This window comes from Rhodococcus sp. BP-241, assembly GCF_019836145.1.
Taxonomy (GTDB): domain Bacteria; phylum Actinomycetota; class Actinomycetes; order Mycobacteriales; family Mycobacteriaceae; genus Rhodococcoides.
Map to the genome: position 1 here is coordinate 524,328 of NZ_JABUEI010000003.1, position 24,166 is coordinate 548,493.

Sequence of the window (24,166 nt, forward strand, 5' to 3'; positions counted from 1 at the left end):
CCACCTGCACGGACGTTGCCTCGATTGCCGACGCTGGCACTGTCGACTGTAGAGTGCCAGTCAGGGACCGACAGCGGAGGAAACGTGCCTACCTACTCTTATGCGTGCACCGAGTGTGACAACCGGTTCGACATCGTCCAGAAGTTCACGGACGACTCGTTGACGGTCTGCCCCGCGTGCTCCGGCAAGCTTCGCAAGCTGTTCAACACCGTGGGCATCGTCTTCAAGGGCAGCGGCTTCTACCGCAACGACAGCCGCGGCAGTTCGAGCAGCAGCGAGTCGGGCTCGTCCGACTCCGGCAGCTCCTCGGACAGCAAGAGCTCGAGCGAGAAGAAGAGCGACACGAAGTCCGACTCGACCTCGACCACCTCGAGTGAGAAGAAGTCGACCAGCACCTCCACCCCCGCCGCCGCAAGCTGATCGTCCGACCCGGGGAGCGTTGAACCGCTGTCCCCGGGCACCGTGAAACCTGGCGGCGTCCTGCGTCGCCCGCGTTCTACGGTCGCGTCATGTCTCCCACGGTCGATCACCCGCTGAGCGCGCGCCTGTTCGACCGCATCCCGCCTCTCCCGCCGCGTCTGCGGTCACCTGCCGCTCGACGCATCCTCGCCGCTGCTCTCGTGGGGCTCGCTGTCGTCTCGGCCTATCGAACCGATCCGTCGCGGACCGAGGTCCCGGTCGTCGTGACCGCCACGGACGTCGCTCCCGGCACCTCACTCACGGCCGCCGACGTCACGCTGACCCGCGTCGACTCGTCCCTGCTCGCGGACGGAACGCTGCGGTCGGTGGACGATGCGGTGGGACGGACTGTCGCCGGACCCGTCCGATCCGGCGAGGCGCTCACCGACGTCCGATTGCTGGGGCCCCGGCTGGCGTCCGCCACCCTGCCGTCCGGTGATGCCCGCATCGTGCCGATCCGCCTCGCCGATTCCGAGCTGGCGCAACTGCTTCGAGCCGGCGACGTGGTCGACGTGGTGCGGGCGGCGCCGGACGACACGTCCCCGTCCGGGGTGATCGCCGAGAGCGCCACCGTGGTGATGGTCTCCGCGCCGAGCTCCGGAGTGTCGCGACGAGACCAGCTCGTCCTGGTCGCCCTGCGCGCGGACGACGCGTCGGCCGTCGCCGCTGCGTCGCTCTCCGATGCACTCACGGTCCTGCTGCGATGACCGTCCCTGGTTCCGGGCTTCGCCGCGCCCATCGAGACGCGCTGGTCGGTTATTCTCGTCGTGGCTCAATCCATGATCGACGAGAGTAGGGGCGGATCGCATGTTGAAGGGCTTCAAGGACTTCCTGCTGCGCGGGAACGTGGTCGACCTCGCGGTCGCGGTGGTCATCGGTGCGGCCTTCACGGCCATCGTCACCGCATTCACCACCAACATCGTGAATCCGTTGATCTCGTCCATCGGGGCGAGCAACGAGCTGGGCTGGGGCTTCCTGATCCGCTCCGGCAACGACGCGACATTCGTGAACATCGGGGCTGTCATCACCGCGGTGATCAACTTCGTCATCATCGCGGCGGTCGTCTACTTCGTCCTCATCCTCCCGGTGAACACCGCGAAGAACCGCTTCGCGACGAAGAAGGAGAAGGCTCTGAGCGATCAGGACATCCTGATCCAGATCCGGGACCTGTTGGCGGAGGGCCGGTCCGACGGCGTCAAGACCACCTCGGACGGCATCACCGGAAACACGACGCCGGGCACCACCACCACGTAGACGCGACCCACACACGAGGGCCCGTACGCATCGCGTACGGGCCCTCGTGTCGTGCTCGGGGTGTCAGTTGAACTTGACCAGCGGGAACTCGTCGAGGGTGATCGCGGTGCCGGCCGCGGAGCAGGCGTCGACCACGGCCGTCGAGTTGTCGACCAACGCCTGACCGGACGAGCTGTCCGGCTCGGTGAGTTCGAGGGAATCGGCGGGTAGCGCGCCGATGAGGGTGCTGAGCGAGGACTCGACGTCACCGGTGGCGGTGTCCGCGAGCGGCTGGAACTTCTGCATCTCGGCGGTCTTCGCGTCGGTCCAGGTCTGCACGTCCGTGTCGGCCGGACCGGCCTTGACGAGGGCGGTGAACTGGTCGTACGTGGTCTCGAAATCGGTGCAGGCGGTGGCGTTCTCGGACGAGTCGTCGGACGACCCGGAATCGCCGCTGCTGCAGGCGGACAGACCCACCAGGGCCGTGAGGGCGAAGGCTGCAGTCATCACACGAGTCGCGGTACCGGAGTTCATGCGGACCATTCAACAGGACGCGTGGACGTCGGAACGCAGTGGGGCGGTGCATCTTCGGATGCTCGTGACATGCCACCGACCGTTGTCGTACTCCACTGTCACGCTTCACGAACACGACGAAGCCCCACCCGGATGACCCGGATGGGGCTTCGTCTGTGTTCAGATCTGCTGTGGCAGCGGACTACCGATCAGCAGGCACCTGATGCTGGCTGGGCCAGGATCAGTTGAAGCGCCACGGCTTGCCGTAGGTGACTGCGGTGTCGCCATTGCTGGAGACGACCTTCACGTACGGGCGAACCGAGACGTTGCCGGCGATGTTGGTCGCGGTGCCGTGCACGTTCGAGATCTGGATCTCGGTGCGCTCGCCCGAAGCCGAGCCGGTGCCGACCTCGACGTCCTCGATGCCGGGGCCCGGCTCGAGGGTGACCGTGGTGCCGACCTGCGGGAGGATGTCCGAGACGGTGAAGGCGTCGCCGTCACCGATCTCGAGCTGAGGGGTGCTGTAGCTGAAGGTCAGCTCTCCACCCAGCGAAGCCGGGTAGCCGAACTGGTAGCCGAGGGTGATGTCACCCTCGAAGTCGGCGGCGTCGGGGCCGGTGACCTCGACGATGGCGCGACCGTTGTGGAACCACTCACGGGTGAGGGGGCTTCCATCGAGCGGGAAGACACTGTTGATGAAGGTGTCGGCCTGCGACACGGTGATGGTGTTACCGCCACCGTCCACCACCGAGTTGGAATCATCGACAGCTGCGGAAGCGGAACCGGTGCCGACCACCAGGCCGACAACGGCGGCGCTGGCAATCACTGCTGCTCGCACGGACTTCTGAATCCTCATGTATTTCCTCATCATGTTCGTCCCGCGGCTGTTGCCCCGGGTGCGCTGTCGGGCTCTGACGTCCTCCCGATCGGTTCGCTTGCGAGCGAACCGTATCAGGCGGCGACTGCAAACTCATGGTTTACGCGTCGGGCAGTGCAGGAACACAAGTTGGACGCATCCTCGCATCGATTCAGCATCCACCGTTGAACCTGAGCGAAACCTTAGAGGGTGATTCGGACCGTGACAATCCCTACGTTCGCGGCGTTGCGTCCGAAAACCGCCGTCCACGTTTCGTGCGTGTGAACGTGCGTCACAAGCGTTTTGGCCGCACGACGCGCCGCAGCTCCAATGGCGCGAAACGTCGTCGGACTGTGCTAATCGGGTGCCCGGGTGCCCGTGACGTGGGCGTTATTCAACTCGGCCCCGAGCGGAACCACCGCCCGACGGGGGTTGCCAGTCACACCAGTCACATCTACCCTGCGGTAACTCGCGGGGCGCTCGTCCGGATTCAGGCGAATTCGTCGTTAACAGCCCGGCAACACACGGTTCGCACTGTGGTAACTCCCAGTGATGTGGATCACACAAAACTATTCGTAATGCGGAGGCCTCTGGCTCCTCAACCACTCCTCCGAGCCCGAGGACGAATCACCTCGGTGTGGTTCGCCGGACGTTCCGTCGTCTCGAGTCGACTCGGGAAGAACGTCACCGAACACACGAGCGAGCCGGGCCCGTCGTGCACGGGCCCGGCTCGCAGTGTCCTCGGAGTCCGGATCGACGGGTGATGCGTCGCCGGCTCGAGGGTCGTTCTTCTGGGGGTCGTCAGCCGTCAAGGCTGGACAACTCACCGATGACATGGGCGGCGAGGGGCGTCAGCGTCGCCATTCCGTCGCGGACGGCCGCGCGGCTCCCGGCCAGATTGACCACCAGCGTGCTGCCGGACACGCCGGCGAGCCCGCGGGACAGGCCGGCGTCGAGCGATCCCGCCGCCAGTCCGGAGGAGCGCAGCGCCTCACTGATACCGAGGAGCTCACGGTCGAGCACCTCGGCCGTCGCGTCCGGGGTGACGTCGCGCGGCGACGTACCGGTGCCGCCGACGGAGACCACCAGGTCGACTCCGCCGATGACCGCGGTGTTCAGTGCGTTGCGCACGTCCACCTCGTCGTTGCTGACCACGACCACACCGTCGACGAGGAAGCCCGCCTCGGTCAGCAGTTCGTTGACCAGAGGTCCCGTCGAGTCGGCATCTCCGTGAGCCGTGCGGTCGTCGACGATCACGACGAGCGCACGTCCGGCCACGGCTGCATCCATAGTCATGTCGCTCACCGTAATGCCCGGGCCCGACGGAGACTCGATGTGCCCGACGATGGGACTGAGGTGCCCACGGTCACGGACGATCCGGGGTCGCTTCATCAGTTGCCTCCGCTCGGGGCGGTCCCGAGCGTGACCTGCACGGTCTGCTCGTTGCCCCCCTGTGTGTACGTCACCGAGACCTGGTCGCCCGGGGCATGCGAGCGGACCGCCGCGATGAGTGCGTCGCCGCTGGCGATGACGCGGTCGTCGACCTTGGTCACCACTGCACCCGTCGGGATGCCCGCCTGCGCGGCCGGCCCGCCGTCGGTGACCGCCATGACCGTGGCACCGTTGGCGTCGTCGCGGCTCGGGACACTGATGCCGATGATCGCCTGCGTCGCCTTGCCGGTCTGCACCAGCTCGTCCGCGATGCGGCGCGCCTGGTCGACCGGGATGGCGAAGCCGAGGCCGATGGACCCACTCTGCGACTCGGACGAGCTGGCGCCCGCTCCCAACGTCGCGATGGCGCTGTTGACACCGACCAGCTTGCCGTTCATGTCCACGAGCGCACCGCCCGAGTTGCCCGGGTTGATGGCCGCGTCGGTCTGGATCGCGTCGATCACCGTGGTCTGGTCCGTCGACTCACCACTGGTCGCGACCGGGCGGTTGAGCGACGAGATGATGCCGGAGGTCACCGTGCCGGCGAGGCCGAGCGGCGAACCGACGGCCACGACACCCTGACCCACCTGCAGACCGTCCGAGGTGCCGAGCTCGATGGGCGTCAGGTTGCTACGTCCCTGCGCCTTGATCACCGCGATGTCCGACGATGGGTCCGCACCGACCACCGTGGCCGACGACGTGGATCCGTCGTTGAAGGAGACGGTCAGCTGGGCGTTCGCACCCGCACCGGACACGACGTGGTTGTTCGTCAGGATGAGGCCGTCCGAGGAGAGGATCACGCCGGACCCCTCACCCTCGGCAGTGCGACCCGCCACCTGGATCTGGACCACGCTGGGGAGAACCTTGCCCGCCACGGCCTGCACCGAACCGTCGGGGGCGTTCGCGGCCGGGTTCGCCTGCGTGACCGGCTGATTGAGGGCGTTGGTCACGCCACCGTTTCCGCCGTCCGCCGCGATGGCGCCGACCGCGCCACCGACTCCACCGCTCACCAGGGCCAGCGCGATGGCGCCTGCGACGAGAGCTGCACGCCCCGGCTTGCGCGACGTGGTCGCCGGCGCCGTCCCGCCGTAGTACTGCGGCTGCTGGTACGGGTTCTGCTGGTAGGGGTTCTGTCCCTGCTGATACGGGTTGTGGGGCTGCTGGTGCTGACCGGCCGGGTGTTGACCCGACTGTCGACCGTCCCACCCGGTGTACTGGGGCTGTGTCTGTCCTCCGTACGCGGGCTGCTGCGCGGTGGGCTCCGATGCGCCGTCCCGGCCGTCGCGGCCGGTGTCACCAGTGGTGCGGTCCTCGTTCATGCGTTTCGCTCCATCTCCATGACCGGCTCGCACCGGTCACCTCACGTCGTCCTGATCGACGATGCTCCGCCGGACTGAGAGGGCGCTGAGATCATCGTGTCAGTGGCCTGTGGGTCCTGCGATCCTGTTCCCAGCAGATCCTGCGGACCGGCGGATTCCCCCGGGAGAACGATTCGAATCAGGGTGCCGCCGGTGACCGAGTCCTCGACCGCGATGGTTCCGCCGTGCTTGAGCACCACCTGGCGCACGATCGCCAGACCCAACCCTGATCCGGGCATGGACCGCGACGCGGTGGACCGGTAGAAGCGTTCGAACACCAGCTCCCGTTCCTCGGGCGCGATGCCCGGACCCGCATCGGACACGGTGAGTTCGAGCAAGCCGTCGGGCCGGGCGATCATCGCCACGTGCACGGTGGCGCCCGACGGACTCCACTTGGCGGCGTTGTCGAGCACGTTGAGGACGGCGCGGGACAGACCCGCCTGGTCGCCGTACAGGATCCACGGTGTGGTCATCGAGTCGAAGTCGATCTCGTTGCGGCGCCTGCGGACTCGCTCCAGGCTGCGTTCGACGACATCGGCCATGTCGACACGTTCGAAGACGTTCTCCGGGGCGTCCTCGCGTGCCAGGTCGACCAGATCGCCGACGAGCGTGGACAGTTCCTCGATCTGCGCCACCACGTCGAGGCGCAGCTCCGCCATGTCCTGCTCAGGGATGCGCGGCGCACCCGGCCGACTCGACGCGATCAGCAGTTCCATGTTGGTGCGCAACGATGTCAGCGGGGTCCGCAGTTCGTGCCCCGCGTCCGCCACGAGTCGACTCTGCCGCGCCCGCGACTCGGCGAGCGCGCGCAGCATCGTGTTGAAACTGTCGGTGAGGCGGGCGAGTTCGTCGTTGCCCGTCACCGGAATGGGAGTCAGGTCGTCGGTCCGGGCGACACGCTCGGCCGCCGCCGTCAGCCGTCCGATGGGTCGCAGACCGGTGCGTCCCACGGCCGTGCCGGCCACCGCCGCGAGGACGACGCCACAGCCGCCCACGACGAACAGCACCCAGGCCAGTCGGTCCAGGACCTGGCCGGTGGGAGCGAGCCGCTGTGCGATCACGAGCGTGCTCCCGGTCTGCGTGCGCTCGGCGAGAACACGAGCTCCCGACGTGGTGCGCAGCGACGAGGTCGACTGTCCCAGCGCGACATCCATCTCGGGGTCACCGATGGGCACGATCGAACCCGGCGGGATGTACTTCGTCAGGTCCGGAAAGATCAGCGCGACACTGACATCGGTGCTGTAGAGCGTGGCGCCCGCGACGTACCGGGGATCGAAGGCGACGAGGTTGGTCTCGATCAGCGCACTCGCCCGGGTACGCAGCTGGTTGTCGACGTCGCCGTACAGCGCGCGGGACACCACCGCGTACGCGGCGATCGCCATGACGGCGACCGCGATGGCCACCACGGACGCCGCGAGCAGCGTGACACGCCACCGCAGGGACACCGAGCGAGTGAGGGGCATCGGAGGACGCATGAGTCCGTCCTGTGCCGCGCGAGCCTTGTCGGTCCCGGCCTCGCCCCGCCGTCGGCCGAAGGGAGCAACCATCACGGAGGCGTTTCCCGCAGCACGTAACCCACACCGCGGACGGTGTGGATGAGACGGGTCTCGCCGTCGGCCTCGGTCTTGCGTCGTAGATACCCGACGTACACCTCGAGGGCGTTGCCCGACGTCGGGAAGTCGTAGCCCCACACCTCCTCGAGGATGCGGCTCCGACTGAGTACCCGGCGGGGGTTGGCGAGCAACATCTCGAGCAGCGAGAACTCGGTGCGGGTCAGGCTGATGGGCCGTTCGCCCCGTCGCACCTCGCGCGTGACGGGGTCGAGTGACAGATCGGCGAACGTCATGGCCTCGCTGTCGGGACCCAGTTCCCCACCGGTGCGTCGCAGGAGTGCACGTAGCCGTGCCAGCAGCTCCTCGAGCGCGAAGGGTTTGGGCAGGTAGTCGTCCGCCCCGGCATCGAGACCCGCCACCCGCTCGGACACGGAGTCACGAGCCGTCAGGACCAGGATCGGCAGGTCGTCACCGGTGCTGCGCAACCGACGGCACACCTCGAGCCCGTCGAGCCGGGGCATCATGACGTCGAGGACCAGCGCGTCCGGTCGCTCGGCCGCGACCTTCTCGAGGGCGTCGAGACCATCGGTGGCCAGGTCCACGGTGTACCCGTTGAACGTCAGCGACCGTCGCAGCGATTCTCGGACGGCACGATCGTCGTCGGTCACCAGTACACGCATGGGAACAGTGTCGCCCCGACGACTGAGACGCTGCTGAGAGGACACGGGGACCGCCGGCGTCAGCGCCCGAACAGCCGGTCGACGAACGCGATCGCATCGGGCTGCGAGTCACGGAACGTCTGACTGTGGTCGCCCGGGTAGGTCCGGAAGGTCAGCGGTTCGCCGTTGGCCGTCATGGCCGCCGCGAGCGACAGGGCGGACGGCGCCGGCACGTCGACGTCCCGCAGACCCTGGCCGATGAACACGGGGCGGTCGTACCCGGAGGTGGGCACACCCATGTAGTCGTTCAGCAGTCCGTACACGTTCGGGATCTGCGCCAACGGCCGCGAGAACATGTCGCCGAGTCGCAACCCGGACACCGCGTCGTGGAACGGGTTCGCGCACTGCGTCTCGGCGGTGTCCACCCACTGCCGGCCGAGCGGAGTCAGGTAGGAGTTCAGATCGATCTCCGGATGGGCGGCACGCAACCCCGCCAGGATGTAGAAGACGTACGACGTCAGACCGTCCGGAATCGCGACGGGCGGGACTCCGGGCCCGAGCGGAAGCAGAACGAGTTCGATGTTGGCGGGCACGCCGGTCCCGACGGCGCCGAGGTAGTCCAGGCCGTCGCCGCCGTACTCGGTGGCGTACCGCGCGGTGGTCACCGCGGCGCCGCCGCCCTGGGACTGGCCGATCGCGACCCAGCGATTCGACAGCGTCGGCTCCAGTTCCCCTGCAGCAGCGACACTGTCGACGACGCTGTGCGCCTGAACCTTGCCGTCCAGGTACGGCATCACTCCGGGGGTACCGAGTCCCACGTAGTCCGTGGCGACGATCGCGTAGCCGCGGTTCAGCCACGTCTGGAGGTACGGGAAGTCGCGGTCCGGCAACGTGGGGCCGACGACCGACGGAGCGCAGTCGTCGCCGAGCCCGGACGTGCCGTGGGCCCACGCGATGACAGGCCAGCCACCTTCGGGCGCCTCGCCGGGCGGCAGATAGACGCCACCGGTACTCAGGGCCGGCTCGTTCTGCGAGCCCACCGACCAGTAGGTGATGCGCCGGGCGTCGACACTTCCCGGAATCGGGGCCGGTGACGCCGTCGATCCGACGAGAGTGCCCGGATCACGGTCCTGCGCCTGCGCCACACCCGTGAGGGTCAGCGCGACGGACGTCGTGGCGGTCAGGGTCACCAAGGCGCGCAGCAGGCGGCGGGAGCGGTTCGGCACGGCGTCACCGTACCGCTCCGGCACCGGATTCCGGACTAGAACATACGTTCGATCACGGCTACGCTCTTCAGTCATGGACGAGGTGGGTGCGACGCAGAGTTCTGTGAACGACAAGGTGCTCGAGCTGCGCGCGGTCGCGGACGAGCTCCGGGCGCTCGACGACCACCGAGTGGCCCTCGGCGACAAGCTGGTGGACCTCGAACACTGGTTCCGACGGGTGGGGTGCCTGGAGTTGTCCGACCACGCGCTCGACGTCTTCGTCTCCCGCTACGTGGGCCGGGTCTTCGAGCTGGCGGACGGCCTACGCGAGTAGCCGTGACCTCGCGTCACACTCAGTTGTGACCGCCGTCGCCCCGATCGGCACCACGTGGGGTGCCCCTCATTCCGGTGGAAACCACCTCGCAGCGGGCAATCATGGAACACGGCGGGACACGCTCCCGCCGGGGCCGGTCAGGGGAACCGACCTCAGCACGATCGGAGGAAACACATGATGATCACACTGACACTCGTCGGCGCGGCAGCACTCGCGGTCGCACTGCTGTCCGGCGGACGCGACCTGGACTTCCGGGGACGCCAGATGTCGCACAGCTACCGTTCGCGCTGACACCGACGCACATCGACGACTGCCCACCGTTCACCTGTGAACGGTGGGCAGTTCTCTGTCCGTATTCGGTGACATCTACTATCGAACATATGTTCCAATCCATGTAGTCTGAGGTCATGGAATCGGGGGATCCAGGGTCGGCCTGGCAGGTGCAGATGGGCCGACGTGTCGGCGCGCTGCCTGCTGTGGCCGCACCTGTCGACGATCCCCGCGTGTGCGCGCTACTCGCCCAGCTCGGCTCCGCGGTCGAGGGCATCGCCATGCTCGACGCGTCGACGCTTACCAGCGAGGACCGACTGGCGCTGGTCTGCGGGGCCGAGAACACCCGGCGCCTGCTCACCGGCGCGTCACACACCTGGCTCAACGGCCTGGTGGCCGGCTCGGGATTCGACTCTGTGATCGGTGCGATCGGCGCGAGCGGTGTTCCGCACGCGCTGGCGCACATGCTGCGCATCACCACGGCTGCCGCCGCATCCCGCCTTGCCGTGGCACGCGATCTCGGCACCGGAACGACCATGACGGGTGAGACGCTCGATCCGCCGTTGACCCACACGGCCGCGGCAGCGCGGGACGGCGCGCTGGCCGACGCACACGTCTCGATCATCCGCTCGTTCCTGAAGAAGCTCCCTCACGCCGTCGATGCCGAGACGCGCGACGCCGCCGAGCAGACTCTCGCCGACCTTGCGCGCACGGTCGGACCGGAGGAGCTCACGGCCATCGCGACGCGCCTCACCGAATACCTCGATCCCGACGGAGCGGAGCCCGACGATCGCGACCGCGCCAGGAAGCGCTTCTTCGAGATCGACCCCCAGGGCCCCGATTCGATGTCGACCGGCCGCTTCTGCGTCGACCCGGTGCTGCGCGCCCTCCTCGACGCGTTCCTCGCCAAGTTCGCGGCACCCGGAACGAACGCTCCCGACGGTTCAGTCGATCTCGACGCCCCGCCCCCGAACGATGACACGACCCCCGCCGACGCTGTCCCGTCCGGCGACGCAGGACAGCCGGCCGCGGCGGAGGAGCCGGGCGACCGGGAGGCCGAGCGGGACCACCGCACCCCTGGCCAGCTCAATCACGATGCACTGACCTACCTCCTGAAGGACGTGCTGGCCTCGGGTCGACACGGACAGCATCGTGGTCTGCCCCTGTCCGTGGTCGTGTCGGTGTCACTCGACCAGCTCACCGCCGCAGCGGGTCTCGGGCTCACTGCCACCGGATCCACGGTCCCGGTGGCCGATGTCGTCAGGCTCGCGGCCGAGGCGCACCACTACCTCCGCGTCTTCGACGGGGCCACCGGCAGCACGCTGCACTTCGCCCGAGCCCGCCGGTGCGCGAGCACCGACCAGCGGCTCGCCCTGTTCGCCCGCGACCGCGGCTGCACCGGGCCGGGATGCTCGGCCCCCGCGTCACGGTGCGAGGCCCACCATGTCGACGACTGGGCGGCGGGCGGCCTCACCGACATCGACGACCTCGCGCTGGCGTGCGACGTCCACCATCCGCTCGTCGGCGAACGTGCCGGCCAGTGGGCCACCAGCACCGCTCCCCCGAGCCATCCGTACCCGGGAACAGTGCTGTGGCATCCGCCTGCCGTCATCGACGAGGGTCGGCGCGGCATCCCGAACCACCTGAACTTCCCGGAACGGCACCTCGCGCCGCCCCCGGACGACTGATCGAATCCGAGACGGTGAGCCGAGGGCGACCTCAGGTTCGACACTGCGCCGGCCTGGCACCGTCAGCCGGAATGTTCCGCCGTGAATTCCGTGATCTCGGCGAGCGCAGGCTTGGGCGAGAAATCGCGGCGCACCATTCCGAAATTCTGCTCCGTGTCGGACTCGTCGCTGCCCGAGTCACGCATGCTGTAGACGTATGCGGGCCCGAGCCAGGAATTGCCGAGAAGGGCATTGAGCATGATGCCGATGGACTCGGCCTGCCCCTCCTCACTCATGGCATTCGCGTTCGTTCCCGTGGGTGCGCCCATCTCGGTGATCCAGATCTGCTTGTCGCCGTCACCCTCGGCGCTCATGACATCGTGCATCGACCACATCGCCATCGCCGTGTTCCACGGCGCCGTCGACAGATCGTTCGGAAGGAACGGCCACGTGTACGGGTGGACGTTGAAGGCATCGAAATAACGATTCGCTCCGAGGGTGTACAGCGACGAGAGGAAAGCGGTCGGCGAGATGTTGGTGCCGTTGTTCACCGCGGGCGCCATACCGCCGGCGAGCACCAGCGCCTCCGGTTGCACCTTCTTGATGGCGCGGTACGTCGCGCGCAGCATCAGCGCATACACCGTCGGGTCGGGCAGCGGCGTGAAGAAGGTCGTGATGTTCGGCTCGTTCCACACCTCCCACAACACGATTCGGTCGCGGTACCGCTCCGCGGCGAGTGCTGCGAAGGCCGCGAAAACGTCCGGGCTCGCCGGCCGGGCGTAGGGCTGATCCCGGGCCGTCGCCACACGCGCCCAGGCAGGCGCGTAGGTCACGATGGCGTACGGGCACATGCCCCGAGCGACGACGGCGTCGACCATCCTGTCCGTCGACGACCAGTCGCGCCGACCGGGCTGCGGCTCCACCACCGACCAGTCGATGTCGATCCGGACCGAGAACATGCCCGCGTTCTTCGCGACGTCGAGTTCGCGTCCGAGGTCCTCGTCCGACAGGAACCCGAAAGAGCCGCCGGGTGATCCGCCCACCTGGACGCCGTCGGACTCCGCGACGCACCGCGGTACCTCGTTCGACGGAGCGCCGGACGCCGGTGTCGGTAGACCGACGAGAACGAGAAGGACAGCGACACCCGACACGCTGCATCGCCGAAGAAACCCGGCACCGGCTCCGCGCCGAGTCGGCCTCGAACGAGGAACAGACCGATCGGTGAGCACCGGCCCAGGCTAACAGCGGCGGCAGCGCCGCGCGTACCAGCGAAAACGGACATCGGCGAGGCTCAGAATGCGGTCATTCTCCACATCGTTCGATCCTGTACGAGCCTGCATTAGTATCGGCGAAATGACGACGGGAAACGACGGCTTCGACGCCCGCCTCAACGAGGTTCTGGAACAGCAGGCCGTGAGGGTGGGCGAGACGGTGCCCGCCTATGTTCGGCGCGCCGTCGTGACACGCCTGGTGAAGGAACTTGCCGAGGCGGACGACACCGATCTCGGCCATCTGCTCAAGCGCCTCGAGTCGACGGCGGATCCGGTGCCCGACACGCCCGCGTCCACACCTCCGGCGGCATCCGACATGCCCGCGATCGTCACCGATCCCGATCGCGTGCGCGCCGTGGAGGCCACCGGACTCCTCGACACCCCGTCGGAACCGGCCTACGACCGCATCGTCGCCATGGCCGCGGATGCGCTGTCGGTACCCGGCTCGGCGATCACACTGATCGACAAGGACCGACAGTTCATCAAGAGCGCCCTCGGATTCGGGCCGGAAGAGGAGCGCCCCCGGGAGATTCCCCTCGAAGCCGGGATGTGCCGTCACACGGTGGCCCTGGGTGAACCACTGCTGGTGGAGGACGCACGCCTCGACGAGAAGTTCATGAATCATCCCGGCGTGCTCGACCACACCTTCGTCTCCTACCTCGGCATCCCGCTGGTGGACGACAGCGGTCACGCGGTGGGCACGCTGTGCGTCTGGGACGCCGAACCACGTCAGTGGACGACGGGGCACGTACAGGTACTCAAGGACATCGCGTGGATGGTTCGCGAGCGAATTTTCGAGTGAGCGAACCATTCCGGGCGTGATCTACATTTTCGCCTCGTTAGTCTGTCCGTCGGTCGCTTTTCCGTAATGGCGCCGTGACCATTCTGAGAAGACAACTCCAAAGAATGGTCTAGTGTTGACCTCGGTCGGTCAACCACTAGGTCCGTACGGAGTGAATCCTGTGTCCGAAACACTGGAATCGCGAGATACGTTGCTACGCAACGCCCCTGCCACGAGGGTGTCCAATGAACGTGGAATAGCGGACCGTCTTCGCGTCGATCCCGCACACACGATGGTCACCATCGCGGCAGACGCGACGGCAGCGATCGTGGCTGTTGCCGTGGCGAGGTTCTGGCCGGGAACGGGCGGCATCGACTACGGCTGGGTGCCGTGGTTGTTCGTGCCGATGGTTCTGCTCATCCTGGCGTCCCGCTCGCTCTACCGACGCGGACTCCGCCGGAACTTCCTCGACGAGATCGGTCCCGTCGAGACGTCCGTCGCGCTCGCCACTCTGTTGGTGCTGACGATCTTGCTGGTCATCGGCACGGAGTACCGGCCCGGCCTCTTCATGGTCCGGGTGTGGATCGCCGCGGCGATCCTGGTGGCGGTGGCGCGGTTCCTGCGCACCGCGATCCAGCGGTACCTGCGGGTGAACCACAAGTCGGCGGCTCCGACGCTCATCATCGGCGGCGGTCCGATCGCCCACCAGCTGGCGTCGCGCATGCACCAGTTCCCCGAGTACGGCCTCGACCCCGTGGGCGTGCTCGACAAGGCACCCGCGGTCGATCCGCAGCCTGACACTCCCGAGGCACTGACCGTCCCCTACATGGGCACACCGTCCCAGCTCGCGCAAGCCATCGAGCAGACCGGCGCCGAGGAGCTCGTCATCGGGTTCTCGGACGTTCCGACCGAGAGTCTGGTCAAGGCCATCCGCACCGCCCACTCGAACGGAATGCGAGTGTGGTTGGTACCGCGCCTGTTCGACACCGTCGGCGTGCGGACCCGCGTCGAGCATCTCGGCGGGTTGCCCCTGATGGTGCTGCCGCACACCGACCCCAAGGGCTGGCAGTTCGTCGTCAAGGGCGTCATGGACCGCACCCTGGCCGGACTGGGCGTGCTGGTCCTGTCCCCCGTCTTCCTGGTGCTCGCGCTGCTGGTCAAGACGAGCTCCCCCGGACCCATCTTCTTCTCCCAGGAGCGCATCGGCCGTGACGGAAAACCGTTCGGCTGCCTGAAGTTCCGGTCGATGCGTCCGCCGCGTGCCTCGGACGCCGAGTTCACTCGCGTCGAGGGCGCCGCTCCGGGCGGCGTCGAGGGCGTGGATCGCCGGACCCGTATCGGCAAGATCATGCGCCAGACGTCGCTGGACGAGCTGCCCCAGCTCCTCAACGTCGTTCGCGGCGACATGAGCCTCGTGGGTCCCCGACCGGAGCGCCCCGCATACGTGGATCTGTTCGAGATGCAGATCCGCCGCTACGGTGAGCGCCACCGGGTGAAGGCCGGTGTCACCGGGTGGGCGCAGGTGCACGGACTGCGCGGACAGACGTCCATCGCCGACCGCGCCGAGTGGGACAACTACTACATCGAGAACTGGTCGCTGTCCCTCGACATCAAGATCCTCTTCCTCACCATCGCCGCGGTCCTGAAGAAGGCGGAAGACTGACCGTGTCGGCGGTCCCGTCATGCTGATCGTCCTCGAGGGTCTCGCCGCGGTCGTCGTGCTGGTCGTCGCGTTCCTGGTGGCACGCGCGGTCTTTCACCGACCGCAGCTCGGGGTGCTGCTGCTGGCCGCGTTCGTCCCGCTGAACGGTCTCCTCGCCATCCTTCCGCTGCCCGGCTTCGTCGCCGGCTGGAAGGAGGGCCTGGTGATCTTCACGCTCGGCAGCGCCTGGATCCGGCGCAGTCGAGCGCTGGGCCCGCGTCGTCCGACACTGCTGATGCCCTGGTGGCCGGCCGCAGCCGTGTTCGTGGTGTTCGGGACCGCGTCGGCACTGCTGTCGTTCGGGGTCATCGGCTTCGTCGGCATCAAGGTGACGTTCTTCTACCTGCTGCTGGTGGCGATCCTGTGGCTCGCGCCGTTCGACGCCCGCGACCGGGACCACCTCGTCAGCATCCTCATGGGCATGGGCGCGTTCACGTCCCTGGTCGGCATCGCCCAGTTGCTCGCGGGACCGGCGGCGCTCGTGGCGATCGGGTACGAGTACGGCACCCAGGTCCGGACGTCGGGCGGGCTGCTCCGCACGTTCAGCACGTTCAACCTGCCCTTCCCGTTCGGGCTCTACGTGATGCTGTCGCTGCTCGTCGGCGGAGCCGTGGCGCTCGCGAACCCCATGCGCCGGCGCAACCTGCTGTTCCTGTGCGCGAGCCCGTTCATGGTGGTCGCCATGTCGAGTGCCATCGTGCGAGCGGCGCTGCTCGGACTCGCGGTCGGGCTGATCTACATGACCATCATCCGGTTCCGCGCACTCGGCGGTCTGCTCGTGATCATGGCGGCGCTCGTCGGCGCGATCCTGCCGTTCGTCCCCAAGATCACGTCGGTCTTCTTCTCGTCGAGCAGCCTGAACGAACGTGGCGGCAGGTGGAACGAGGTCATCGAGAAGGTGCGCACGCACTGGCTCGGCGAGGGGCTCGGGTCGAGTGGTGCGGCAGCGGACCGGATCTCGTCGGCGCAGGGTGAGAACATCACCGGGTCGCTCGGGCTGTCCACCAACTACCAGCCCGACAACTACTACGTGAAGACGGCTCTCGAACTCGGTCCGATCGGACTGTGGGCCGTCTTCGCTCTCCTGGTGACCGCCCTGATCTGGTGCACGCGACTCTCACGCACCCTCCCCGGTCAGGACGGCGCACTGACACTCGGTGTCGGCGCCTCCATCGTCGCGGCGATGTTCGCGTCGCTGGTGGCCACCTATTTCGAGATCTTCCCTATCGACGTCTATTTCTGGCTCTTGTTAGGAGTTGTGGGATGCGCAGCAGCACAACACGAATCGTCTTCGGGGCCCTCGCCCTCCGCCCCGGCGGCAGCGGCGTCCAGACGTACATCCGTGAGCTCCTGAGGGAGCTGCCCGGCCGTCTCCCCGGAACGGACCTCGCCGCCGTCGTGCAGAAGGACGCGATCGGCGAGCTACCGACGGGCGTCGACGCGCTCCCCCGGCCGGTGTCCGGCGGTGCCGTCCGCGCGGTGCTCGGCGCGCTCCCGGTCGGGTCGCACGACGTGGTCCACGGGCTCGACGTGGATCTCCCCCTCGTCGGCCGGGGCGCCACCGTCGCCACGGTGCACGACATCTCGGTCATCGACATGCCGTCCGCGTCGAGTCGTTTCCGCGCCGCCGGCGAACAACGCCTCGTCCGACGGTCGCTGCGCAAGGCCGATCTGCTCATCGCCGTCTCGCAGTTCACCGCCGACCGCATCAAGGCCGTCAGCGGCCGCGATGCCGCGGTCGTCGAACTCGCACCGGCAGCCTGGGCCGTGCCACCGGAGGACGGCGCGGTGGAGACGGTGCGCGCGAAGTACGGTCTGCCCGAACGCTTCGTCATGCAGGTGGGCACCGTGGAGCCGCGCAAGAACGTGCAGTTGGTCGCCGACGCCGCGGAGAAGCTGGGCGTGCCCTTCTTCCTGGCGGGCGCGGGGTCCACGGGCCCGGACGCACCCCGCTACGCGAACGGGCTCGGCTACGTCGACGTGGAGGACCTGCCCGCGCTGTACGCGGCGGCGACCGTCGCCGCGTACGCGTCGCGCTACGAGGGCTTCGGGTTGCCCCCGGTCGAAGCGATGGCGTGCGGCGGCGCCGTGGTCGCGAGTGCGGTGGGCGCCCTGCCCGAGGTGGTCGGCAAGGGCGCCGTGCTGCTCGACAACGAGCGGGTCGACGACTGGGCGGAGGCACTGAGCCCGTTGATGTTCGACGAGACGGCGCGCGCGGACCTGGTGACCGAGGCCCTGCACGCGATGGCCGACCTGACGTGGGCCCGGACCGCCGAGCGCACCGCGGACGCCTATCGGGACGCAGGCCTGCTCTGATGGACGACGACATCACCGTCGAGGGTGCCGTGATCCCCGAACCCGAGACCCCCGAACCTGAGACGACGGCACCTGAGACCACGGCACCCGACTATCGCGCGCTCGCCGCCGATCCGAAGGCGGCGGCGCGGGCGACCGCGGCGGTGCTGATCTCCCGCGTGATCGTGGCGGGACTCGGCTGGGTGGGCAGCGTCATCGTGGCCCGCTCGCTGAGCCCCGAGGGGTGGGGTCAGTTCAGCTTCGTCTTCGCGCTGCTCGGACTCATGTCCGTCGTCACCGACCTCGGCGTCGGCCGCGTCGTCCTGGCCCGACTGATGGACGACGACGCCGAGGAGATCGGCCGCACCGCCTCGTCGTTCCTCGCACTGCGCACCGTGCTCGGACTCGTGGGGTACGTGCTCGCCGTCGGCTACGTCGTGGTGCTGCAGTACCCGGGTGAGGTCATCGCGGCGACCGCTCTGGGCGGCCTCGTCGTGGTGTTCGCGACGCCGTCCCACGCACTCTCCGTGCTGTTCCAGGCTCGCCATCGACTGTTGCTGGTCGCGGTCATCGAGAGCCTGGGCCAGGGCCTGCAGTTGGTGCTCACGATCCTCGCCGCCGTCTTCGCGCCGGTGCTGCTGATCTTCGTGCTGCCGGCCGTGCTCAACGAGGCGTTCCGCGCGGTCGGCAAGGGTCTCGCGGTGCGGCGGCGGTCGGTGGGCTTGCGCCCGTCTCGTCACATCGACGTCCACCGGTGGGGTGCCTACCTCCGCGAGGCGATTCCCCTCGCGATCGGCTTCGCGCTGACCATCGCGATGCTGAAGATCGACGTCCTGATGCTGAGCCTTCTCGACACCTTCGACGCGGTCGGCCTGTACTCCATCGGCTACAAGTTCTCCGACATGATGGACACCATCGCGCTGGCCGCCGTGGCGCCGGTGAGCACCCTCCTCGTGGCGGCCTGGCCGAGCGAGACGGCCACGTTCCGCGCCCGATCCCGTTCCGCGGGACTGTACTTCGCGACCTTCGGCGCCGTCGCCGTCGCCGGCTTCTGGCCCTCTGCCGAGCCGCTCATCCGCCTGCTCTACGGCGAGCGCTTCGCTCCCGGTTCCGACGCGGCACGGCTCCTCGTCCTCGGTGCCGCGATCATGTCGCTCATCCTGCTCGGCATCTTCCTGCTCGCCTCCGCGGGGATGCAGCGGCACTACCCGCTCGTCGCGCTGTTCGGCCTCGCTCTCAACATCGGCCTCAACGTCGCGCTCATCCCGAGGTTGTCCTACAACGGATCCGCCATCGCCACCGTCGTCACGTTCGGTGTCACGGTGATCATGCTGTGGGTCGTGATCGAGCGCAGCATGCCCATGTCGGGGCTGCTCGCCGTGTCGCCGATCCTCGTGCTCGCCGCCGTCACGGCCGCGGTGACGGTCGGGGCGACACTGCTCGTCGACGCGGCACCGTCCCTGTGGTTCCTGATCTCGGTCGTCGCGGCGCTCCTGGTCGCCGCGTGCGGGTTCCTCCTGACCAAGCGTGACTCGCGCAGCAACTCTCCTGCCCCGGAGGTCGCCTCGTGACTCCGGATCGCACCACCGTGTTCGTCGCGCACACCGCGAACATCTCGGGTGCCGAGAAGATGCTGCTGTCGCTGGTGTCCGAGGCACTGCGGGGGCCGGGCGGCGTCACCGTCGTCTGTCCCGTCGGGGCGCTGTCCGAGGCGCTGCCCGACGCCGCGGTGCACGTCGCGATCCCCGAGCTGGGCCTGGGCGGAGAGCAGGGAGTCGCCCGCATCGGCGCCGCGGCGAGGATGGCGGCGCGGTGGGTGTCCGCCGCACGGACGCTGCGTGCGGTGACGCGACGGCCGGCGACCCACACCGTCGTCAACTCGCTGTTCGCCCTGCCCGCAGCGCGACTCGCCCGGCCACCGCACGGTGTCGCCTGGCTGGTGCACGATGCGATCGCGGCGGGACGCCAGCGCGCCGTGGCGTCGGCGAGTCGAGGCGCCGTCCGCCGCGCGGTCGCGTGCACGTCCGCCGCGGCGGCACCGGTACGCGACCTCGGCATCGAGGTGGAGATCGTGCCCTACGGCGTGCAGTGGCCCGTGGAGGATTTCGCCGCCCCCACGCACTCGCCGCCCGTCGTGGGCATGCTCGCGCTCCTCACTCCGTGGAAGGGGCACCTCGTCCTGCTCGACGCGGTCGCGACGCTCGACGACGTGGTGGTCGAACTGGCGGGCGGCAGCTTCTCCGGCGATCAGGCGTACGTCGACGAACTGCACACGCGGGCAGCACGTCCCGATCTCGCGGGACGTGTCCGCTTCCTCGGGCACGTCGATCCCGACAGCGCGCTGCGCCGGTGGGACGTCGTGGTGTCGGCCAGCGTTCTCCCCGAGGCGGGGCCCCTGTCCGTCCTCGAGGCCATGTCCCACGGGGTGCCGGTGGTGGCCACCGATCACGGCGGTCCCACCGAGTTCCTCGCTCGCGGGGAGGGCGTGCTGGTCCCGCCGGGTGACGTGGCGGCACTGGCCGACGCTCTGCGAAGGGTGCTCGGCGACGACGCGGCGCGCGCGGACATGGGAGCACGCGCGCGGGACACCGTCGCGACGCGTCACGACATCTCTGTAACCCTCCCCCGACTGTTGACGGAATTGACCGCATGAATGCCACGGCAGAAAGAGCCATCAGCCATTCCTCGCGCGCCCAGAATGGGTACCGCGTCGGTTTCGCGACGGTCCTCGGACCGATCTCCCGAACGGTGACACACGGCAATTCGCCTACGCAGGAATGGTCTCCGTCCCTGCGTAGTATCGAATGGAACATGCCGTCGACCGGGCATGACCGCACGCGCACCAGCAACTCGAGGAGATTCGGTTGGCGCCCGTAGACGACCCCGTGCACCGCGGAGACGTACCTCCGCCGATAGATCTCGCCGGGCACATGCGGGAACTGGGACGCGCGTTCCTTCCCGCTCTGATCATCGCGCTGATCGTCGGCGCCGGCGTCTTCGCCCTCCGCGAGTACGGCACCGAGAAGCAGTACGCGGCATCCGTCGTGACGGAGATCCGGGCGACCGGCGAGGTGATCCCCGGCGACGCGTTCATCGAGCAGCTGCGCGCCCCGTTCATCGGGCTGGCCGCGGACAACGACGTGCTCGATCAGGTGCTGTCGCAGGTCGACACCGGCTGGGACGCCGGCGAGCTCGCCTCCCACCTCGAGCTCGCCCCGGGAACGTCGCCGGCGTTGCTCACCTTCACCGTCACCGCGGACTCCCCCGAGCTCGCCCTCGAGGTCGCCCGCACCACGGTGACCACGGTGTCGCAGGCGTCGTCGGCCAACGCCGCCCGCAACGCACAGGGGCAGCTCGAGCAGGTTCAAGCCTCGATCGCGGCCGAGGAAGCCCGCAACTCCCAGCTCATCCCGGGCGACCCCGCCCGCTCCGCATCGGACCAGTCGCTCGCCGACCTCCGCGACCAGCTGACACAGCTCCAGAGCACGGGCGGCGGGAACCAGCTGGTGGTGCTCGCCGTGCCCGAGCAGAGCACCGCCCCCGTCTCACCGATGCCGGCCTCGGAGGCCTCCGTCGCGGGTCTGGTGGCGTTCATCGTCGCCGCCGAGCTGATCGTGTTGCTGCGCAGTCGACTCGGGCGTCGTCCGCGGCCCGCGTGGGCCCGCCGCGTCGCTCGCAAGTACCAGGCCGACTTCGATCCGAAGGTGACCACGGGCCTGCCGCCCATCGTCGCCGCGACGGTGGCCGCGTCGGACCGGGGCGCGTCGTCGTCCAACGGGAACGGCAGCAACGGCAACGGCACCCGGTCGGCCGGCGCTCGCCACGCCGCTCACGGTCGCATCGAGCAGAACGTGCTGGTACTCGTCGGTGACGACGCCGTGTATCCGGCTCCCACCTCCCTCTCCACGGGCGGGCAGCCCCGCCACCCGGACGCACTCGTCGGGGCCGACCTCACGAGCGAGTGGTGGACCTTCGTCGACGTGCACGACGTCGAGACCGCGGTGGTACTACTGTCGTCCGGTGGACGCGACCGCCGAGCTGCCGAGGGAGTGCTGAAGCAGCTGCGGACGTTCGGCATCCACACTCACCTCGTCGTGCAACCGTCCGGCCGCAAGCGCCGGTCCGATCCCGCCCCGGGTGGACGCACGGCCTCCCAGCGCCCCGAGGAACAGGTCGGACACAATGCCAGACACTGACAAGATCGCGATCGTCCACGAGCGCTTCACCGAGATCGCCGGATCCGAGCACGTCGTCGAACAGCTCGCTCTGCAGTGGCCGGGCGCGCGCGTGTACGCACCCATCGCCCGTCCCGAGGGAACTCCCGCCGGGCTGACCACGCCGCCGAACACCACGTGGCTCAACTCGATCTACAACGGCATCGGTCAGCGGTCCTACGCCCCGGTCCTGCCGCTGATGCCGACGGCGTTCCGTCGTCTGCCGTTGCGCGACGCCGAGGCCGTCGTCGTGAGCCACCACGCCTTCGCGACGCAGGCCGTGCACGCGACCGACGCTCCCGTCATCGCCTACGTGCACAGCCCGGCGCGTTGGGCGTGGGATCCGGAACTGCGGGCGGGTGAGGGCGGCGGCCGCGCAGGTGCCGCGATCCTCACGGCACTGTCGGCCGTCGCACGGCGCTGCGAGACAGGAGCCGCGCCGCGTCTGACCACCGTCGTCGCCAACTCGACCGCCGTCGCGGACCGCATCTCGCGCTGGTGGGGACGAGACGACGCCGTGGTGGTGCACCCACCCGTCGACACCGAGGGCTTCACTCCCGATCCGACGGTGGAGCGTGAGGACTTCTTCCTGCTCGCCGGTCGCCTGGTGCCGTACAAGCGTCCCGACATCGCGATCCGTGCGGCAGCCCTGGCGGACGTACCGCTCATTGTCGCCGGCGACGGCCGCGCGATGGAGCAGTGCCGCGCCCTCGCCGGACCGAAGACGGTGTTCCTCGGCCGCGTCTCGCACGAGAAGCTGCTCGAGCTCCACCGCTCCACGCGTGCACTGCTGATGCCCGGCATCGAGGACTTCGGCATCGTTCCCGTCGAGTCGATGGCCACCGGTACCCCGGTCATCGCGCTCGGTGAGGGTGGTGCCGTCGACTCGGTCATCCACGGCACCACCGGATTGCACGTGCAGCCCGGTACCGACGACGAGATCGTCACCGGTTTCGCCGACGCCATGACGTCGTTCGACCCGGCCCAGTTCGATCGAGCGCAGATCCGCGTCTGGGCGGAAGGCTTCTCGCGAGCCAACTTCCGCTCACGGATGCAGGAGGTGATCGATGCCGCAGTCTGAGTACCCGTCGACCGAACTCGACCGCACCTTCGCGTCCGCGCAGACCCTCGCCGTCGTCGGGCCGACGGCGGGTCTCGACGTCGACGCCGCGCGGGCGATGCTCGCCGCGGCGGAGAACGCGTCTCCCACCTCCCGCATCCGGCTCGATCCCCGCTCGGACAGTCGGAACTGGGCGTACCGCACCGACATCGGCGCCGGCACTGCCGTCACCAGCAGGCCGGATCTGGCCACCGACGACCTCGGTGAGCTGATGGACCGGGTGCGCACCCGCGACGGTGTACGCGCCCCCGTGGAGATCGTGCTGTGCGGTGACTACGCCGTGGTCCACTACTCCCACGGCGTGGGCGACGGTCAGCTCGGTGTACTGCTGGTCGGCGCCGCCGCGAGCGACCCCGGCTTCGCGATCGCACGCAGCATGGCGCCGTCGCTGCCGAGAAACGCCACGTGGAGTGCTCTGCGGCGGCACTACCGATCCAACCCTCGTGCCCTGCAGGACTTCCGGCGCCTGCGCGCCGTCCACAAACGGCGTGACGCGACGGCCGACGGGGCGCCGACGCGCCGTATCGAGCACTGGGAATCGTCGAAGACCACGCGCGCGGCCTACATGCGTCCCGAGCAGGTGGCGGAACTGCGATCGTGGTCGAAGGCGAACGCGCCGGGCGCCACCGGCGCGTCGGTGTCGGTGGCTCTGCTCGTCGCCGCTCTGCGCTCCGAGGGTGTCCCCCTCGACGAGCACGTCATGATCCTCTTCAACTGCCGCCGGTACCTCGACGAGAAGCACCGCGCGGAACACGGCAACTTCGCGATCGGTATCCCGGTCCGCCTGCCCGTGCTGCCGACGCCGGGTGACGTCGCCGGTGTCATGAAGCAGGTCATCGACTCCGGCTGGCCCATCGCCGTGCTCGGAATGGCCGATGCCCGAGCAACTCTCAAGGGTCACCGGACAGCCCCGGCACCGGCGCCGAGCGAGGACGTCGTCACGGTGCCCGACCGACCGCGACTCGCGGTGAGCGACCTGGGCACCCTCTCGATCTACGACCATCTTCCCTGGCTCGACGACGGTCGGCCCCGGCAGATGACGGCTTCTCTCGAACCCGACGGCCCGGACGGCATCTCGATCCTCGTCTCGCAGGTCCAGGGCGGACGTTCGTACTCGGCGTCGTTCTGCAGCGGCATGATCGAGACCGAGACGGTCGACCGTGCCCTCGCCCGCGCGTGTGTCGATCCTGTCGGTTTGCTGAGCCGGAACACGGCCGACCTGCGCTCCGACGGGGAGTGACGTGC

22 protein-coding genes are annotated in these 24,166 nt (G+C 68.7%); 14 read left to right on the plus strand and 8 right to left on the minus strand.

Going from position 1 to position 24,166, the window contains the following annotated elements; translation table 11 throughout:
- The first annotated feature begins 84 nt into the window (after nucleotides 1–84).
- The 3 genes from HQ308_RS08930 (at nucleotide 85) to mscL (ending at nucleotide 1,713) form a co-directional block, all read left to right on the plus strand.
- Nucleotides 85–420, plus strand: coding sequence for an FmdB family zinc ribbon protein (locus tag HQ308_RS08930; protein WP_081821044.1), 336 nt, complete (start codon nucleotides 85–87; stop codon nucleotides 418–420).
- A gap of 89 nt (nucleotides 421–509) precedes the next feature.
- Nucleotides 510–1,166: an SAF domain-containing protein gene (locus HQ308_RS08935; protein ID WP_222646176.1), complete on the plus strand. Its 657-nt coding sequence runs from the start codon at nucleotides 510–512 to the stop codon at nucleotides 1,164–1,166.
- 100 nt (nucleotides 1,167–1,266) lie between these two features.
- Nucleotides 1,267–1,713: a large-conductance mechanosensitive channel protein MscL gene (mscL, locus tag HQ308_RS08940; protein WP_037183963.1), complete on the plus strand. Its 447-nt coding sequence runs from the start codon at nucleotides 1,267–1,269 to the stop codon at nucleotides 1,711–1,713.
- A 63-nt stretch (nucleotides 1,714–1,776) separates the two neighbouring features.
- Here mscL and HQ308_RS08945 read toward each other — a convergent pair whose 3' ends face one another.
- The 7 genes from HQ308_RS08945 to HQ308_RS08975 all read right to left on the minus strand — a co-directional run bounded on the left by HQ308_RS08945 (nucleotide 1,777) and on the right by HQ308_RS08975 (nucleotide 9,288).
- Nucleotides 1,777–2,199, minus strand: a complete 423-nt coding sequence (locus tag HQ308_RS08945; protein ID WP_222646230.1) for a hypothetical protein — start codon at nucleotides 2,197–2,199, stop codon at nucleotides 1,777–1,779.
- Between the two features lie 247 nt (nucleotides 2,200–2,446).
- The gene (locus HQ308_RS08950; RefSeq protein ID WP_261775863.1) at nucleotides 2,447–3,061 is read right to left on the minus strand and encodes an MspA family porin; all 615 of its coding nucleotides are present in this window, start codon (nucleotides 3,059–3,061) and stop codon (nucleotides 2,447–2,449) included.
- Nucleotides 3,062–3,862: 801 nt separating this feature from the next.
- Complete coding sequence (locus HQ308_RS08955) at nucleotides 3,863–4,357, minus strand: molybdenum cofactor biosynthesis protein B (RefSeq protein ID WP_197027709.1); 495 nt, start codon at nucleotides 4,355–4,357, stop codon at nucleotides 3,863–3,865.
- A 95-nt stretch (nucleotides 4,358–4,452) separates the two neighbouring features.
- Entirely contained in the window at nucleotides 4,453–5,811 is a 1,359-nt protein-coding gene (locus HQ308_RS08960; RefSeq protein WP_222646177.1) for a S1C family serine protease, read from the minus strand.
- A gap of 41 nt (nucleotides 5,812–5,852) precedes the next feature.
- Entirely contained in the window at nucleotides 5,853–7,325 is a 1,473-nt protein-coding gene (locus HQ308_RS08965; protein WP_231476140.1) for a HAMP domain-containing sensor histidine kinase, read from the minus strand.
- Between the two features lie 71 nt (nucleotides 7,326–7,396).
- Nucleotides 7,397–8,083 carry a response regulator transcription factor gene (locus HQ308_RS08970; RefSeq protein ID WP_027504120.1) on the minus strand — a complete coding sequence of 229 codons (687 nt, stop codon included), beginning with the start codon at nucleotides 8,081–8,083 and terminating at the stop codon, nucleotides 7,397–7,399.
- A gap of 59 nt (nucleotides 8,084–8,142) precedes the next feature.
- Nucleotides 8,143–9,288: an alpha/beta hydrolase family protein gene (locus HQ308_RS08975; protein ID WP_374198522.1), complete on the minus strand. Its 1,146-nt coding sequence runs from the start codon at nucleotides 9,286–9,288 to the stop codon at nucleotides 8,143–8,145.
- A gap of 73 nt (nucleotides 9,289–9,361) precedes the next feature.
- Here HQ308_RS08975 and HQ308_RS08980 point away from each other — a divergent pair, with 73 nt between their 5' ends.
- Both HQ308_RS08980 and HQ308_RS08985 read left to right on the plus strand, forming a co-directional pair.
- Nucleotides 9,362–9,601 (plus strand): hypothetical protein, encoded by a 240-nt coding sequence (locus HQ308_RS08980; RefSeq protein ID WP_027504121.1) that lies wholly within the window; start codon nucleotides 9,362–9,364, stop codon nucleotides 9,599–9,601.
- 407 nt (nucleotides 9,602–10,008) lie between these two features.
- Nucleotides 10,009–11,559, plus strand: a complete 1,551-nt coding sequence (locus HQ308_RS08985) for an HNH endonuclease signature motif containing protein (protein WP_222646179.1) — start codon at nucleotides 10,009–10,011, stop codon at nucleotides 11,557–11,559.
- A 62-nt stretch (nucleotides 11,560–11,621) separates the two neighbouring features.
- On the opposite strand, the gene HQ308_RS08990 is transcribed toward HQ308_RS08985, so the two are convergent.
- Entirely contained in the window at nucleotides 11,622–12,689 is a 1,068-nt protein-coding gene (locus HQ308_RS08990) for a cellulase family glycosylhydrolase (protein ID WP_222646180.1), read from the minus strand.
- 202 nt (nucleotides 12,690–12,891) lie between these two features.
- On the opposite strand from HQ308_RS08990, the gene HQ308_RS08995 reads away from it, so the two are divergent.
- The 9 genes from HQ308_RS08995 to HQ308_RS09035 all read left to right on the plus strand — a co-directional run bounded on the left by HQ308_RS08995 (nucleotide 12,892) and on the right by HQ308_RS09035 (nucleotide 24,161).
- A complete protein-coding gene (locus HQ308_RS08995; RefSeq protein WP_222646181.1) occupies nucleotides 12,892–13,611 on the plus strand; it encodes a GAF domain-containing protein in 720 nt (239 codons plus the stop codon).
- Between the two features lie 271 nt (nucleotides 13,612–13,882).
- Nucleotides 13,883–15,253 (plus strand): sugar transferase, encoded by a 1,371-nt coding sequence (locus HQ308_RS09000; RefSeq protein WP_222646182.1) that lies wholly within the window; start codon nucleotides 13,883–13,885, stop codon nucleotides 15,251–15,253.
- 19 nt (nucleotides 15,254–15,272) lie between these two features.
- Nucleotides 15,273–16,646: an O-antigen ligase gene (locus HQ308_RS09005; protein ID WP_222646183.1), complete on the plus strand. Its 1,374-nt coding sequence runs from the start codon at nucleotides 15,273–15,275 to the stop codon at nucleotides 16,644–16,646.
- On the plus strand, nucleotides 16,556–17,608 hold the full coding sequence (locus HQ308_RS09010) for a glycosyltransferase family 1 protein (RefSeq protein WP_222646184.1): 1,053 nt from the start codon (nucleotides 16,556–16,558) through the stop codon (nucleotides 17,606–17,608). The genes HQ308_RS09005 and HQ308_RS09010 overlap by 91 nt, the downstream gene beginning before the upstream one ends.
- A complete protein-coding gene (locus HQ308_RS09015) occupies nucleotides 17,608–19,158 on the plus strand; it encodes a flippase (protein ID WP_081821048.1) in 1,551 nt (516 codons plus the stop codon). Before HQ308_RS09010 ends, HQ308_RS09015 begins: the two co-directional genes overlap by 1 nt.
- Nucleotides 19,155–20,240: a glycosyltransferase family 4 protein gene (locus tag HQ308_RS09020; RefSeq protein ID WP_308115724.1), complete on the plus strand. Its 1,086-nt coding sequence runs from the start codon at nucleotides 19,155–19,157 to the stop codon at nucleotides 20,238–20,240. Before HQ308_RS09015 ends, HQ308_RS09020 begins: the two co-directional genes overlap by 4 nt.
- Before the next feature lie 277 nt (nucleotides 20,241–20,517).
- Nucleotides 20,518–21,783 (plus strand): hypothetical protein, encoded by a 1,266-nt coding sequence (locus tag HQ308_RS09025; RefSeq protein ID WP_200933706.1) that lies wholly within the window; start codon nucleotides 20,518–20,520, stop codon nucleotides 21,781–21,783.
- Nucleotides 21,770–22,882, plus strand: a complete 1,113-nt coding sequence (locus HQ308_RS09030; protein ID WP_027504128.1) for a glycosyltransferase — start codon at nucleotides 21,770–21,772, stop codon at nucleotides 22,880–22,882. Before HQ308_RS09025 ends, HQ308_RS09030 begins: the two co-directional genes overlap by 14 nt.
- Nucleotides 22,869–24,161, plus strand: coding sequence for a hypothetical protein (locus HQ308_RS09035; protein WP_222646185.1), 1,293 nt, complete (start codon nucleotides 22,869–22,871; stop codon nucleotides 24,159–24,161). Before HQ308_RS09030 ends, HQ308_RS09035 begins: the two co-directional genes overlap by 14 nt.
- The last annotated feature ends 5 nt before the right edge of the window (nucleotides 24,162–24,166 follow it).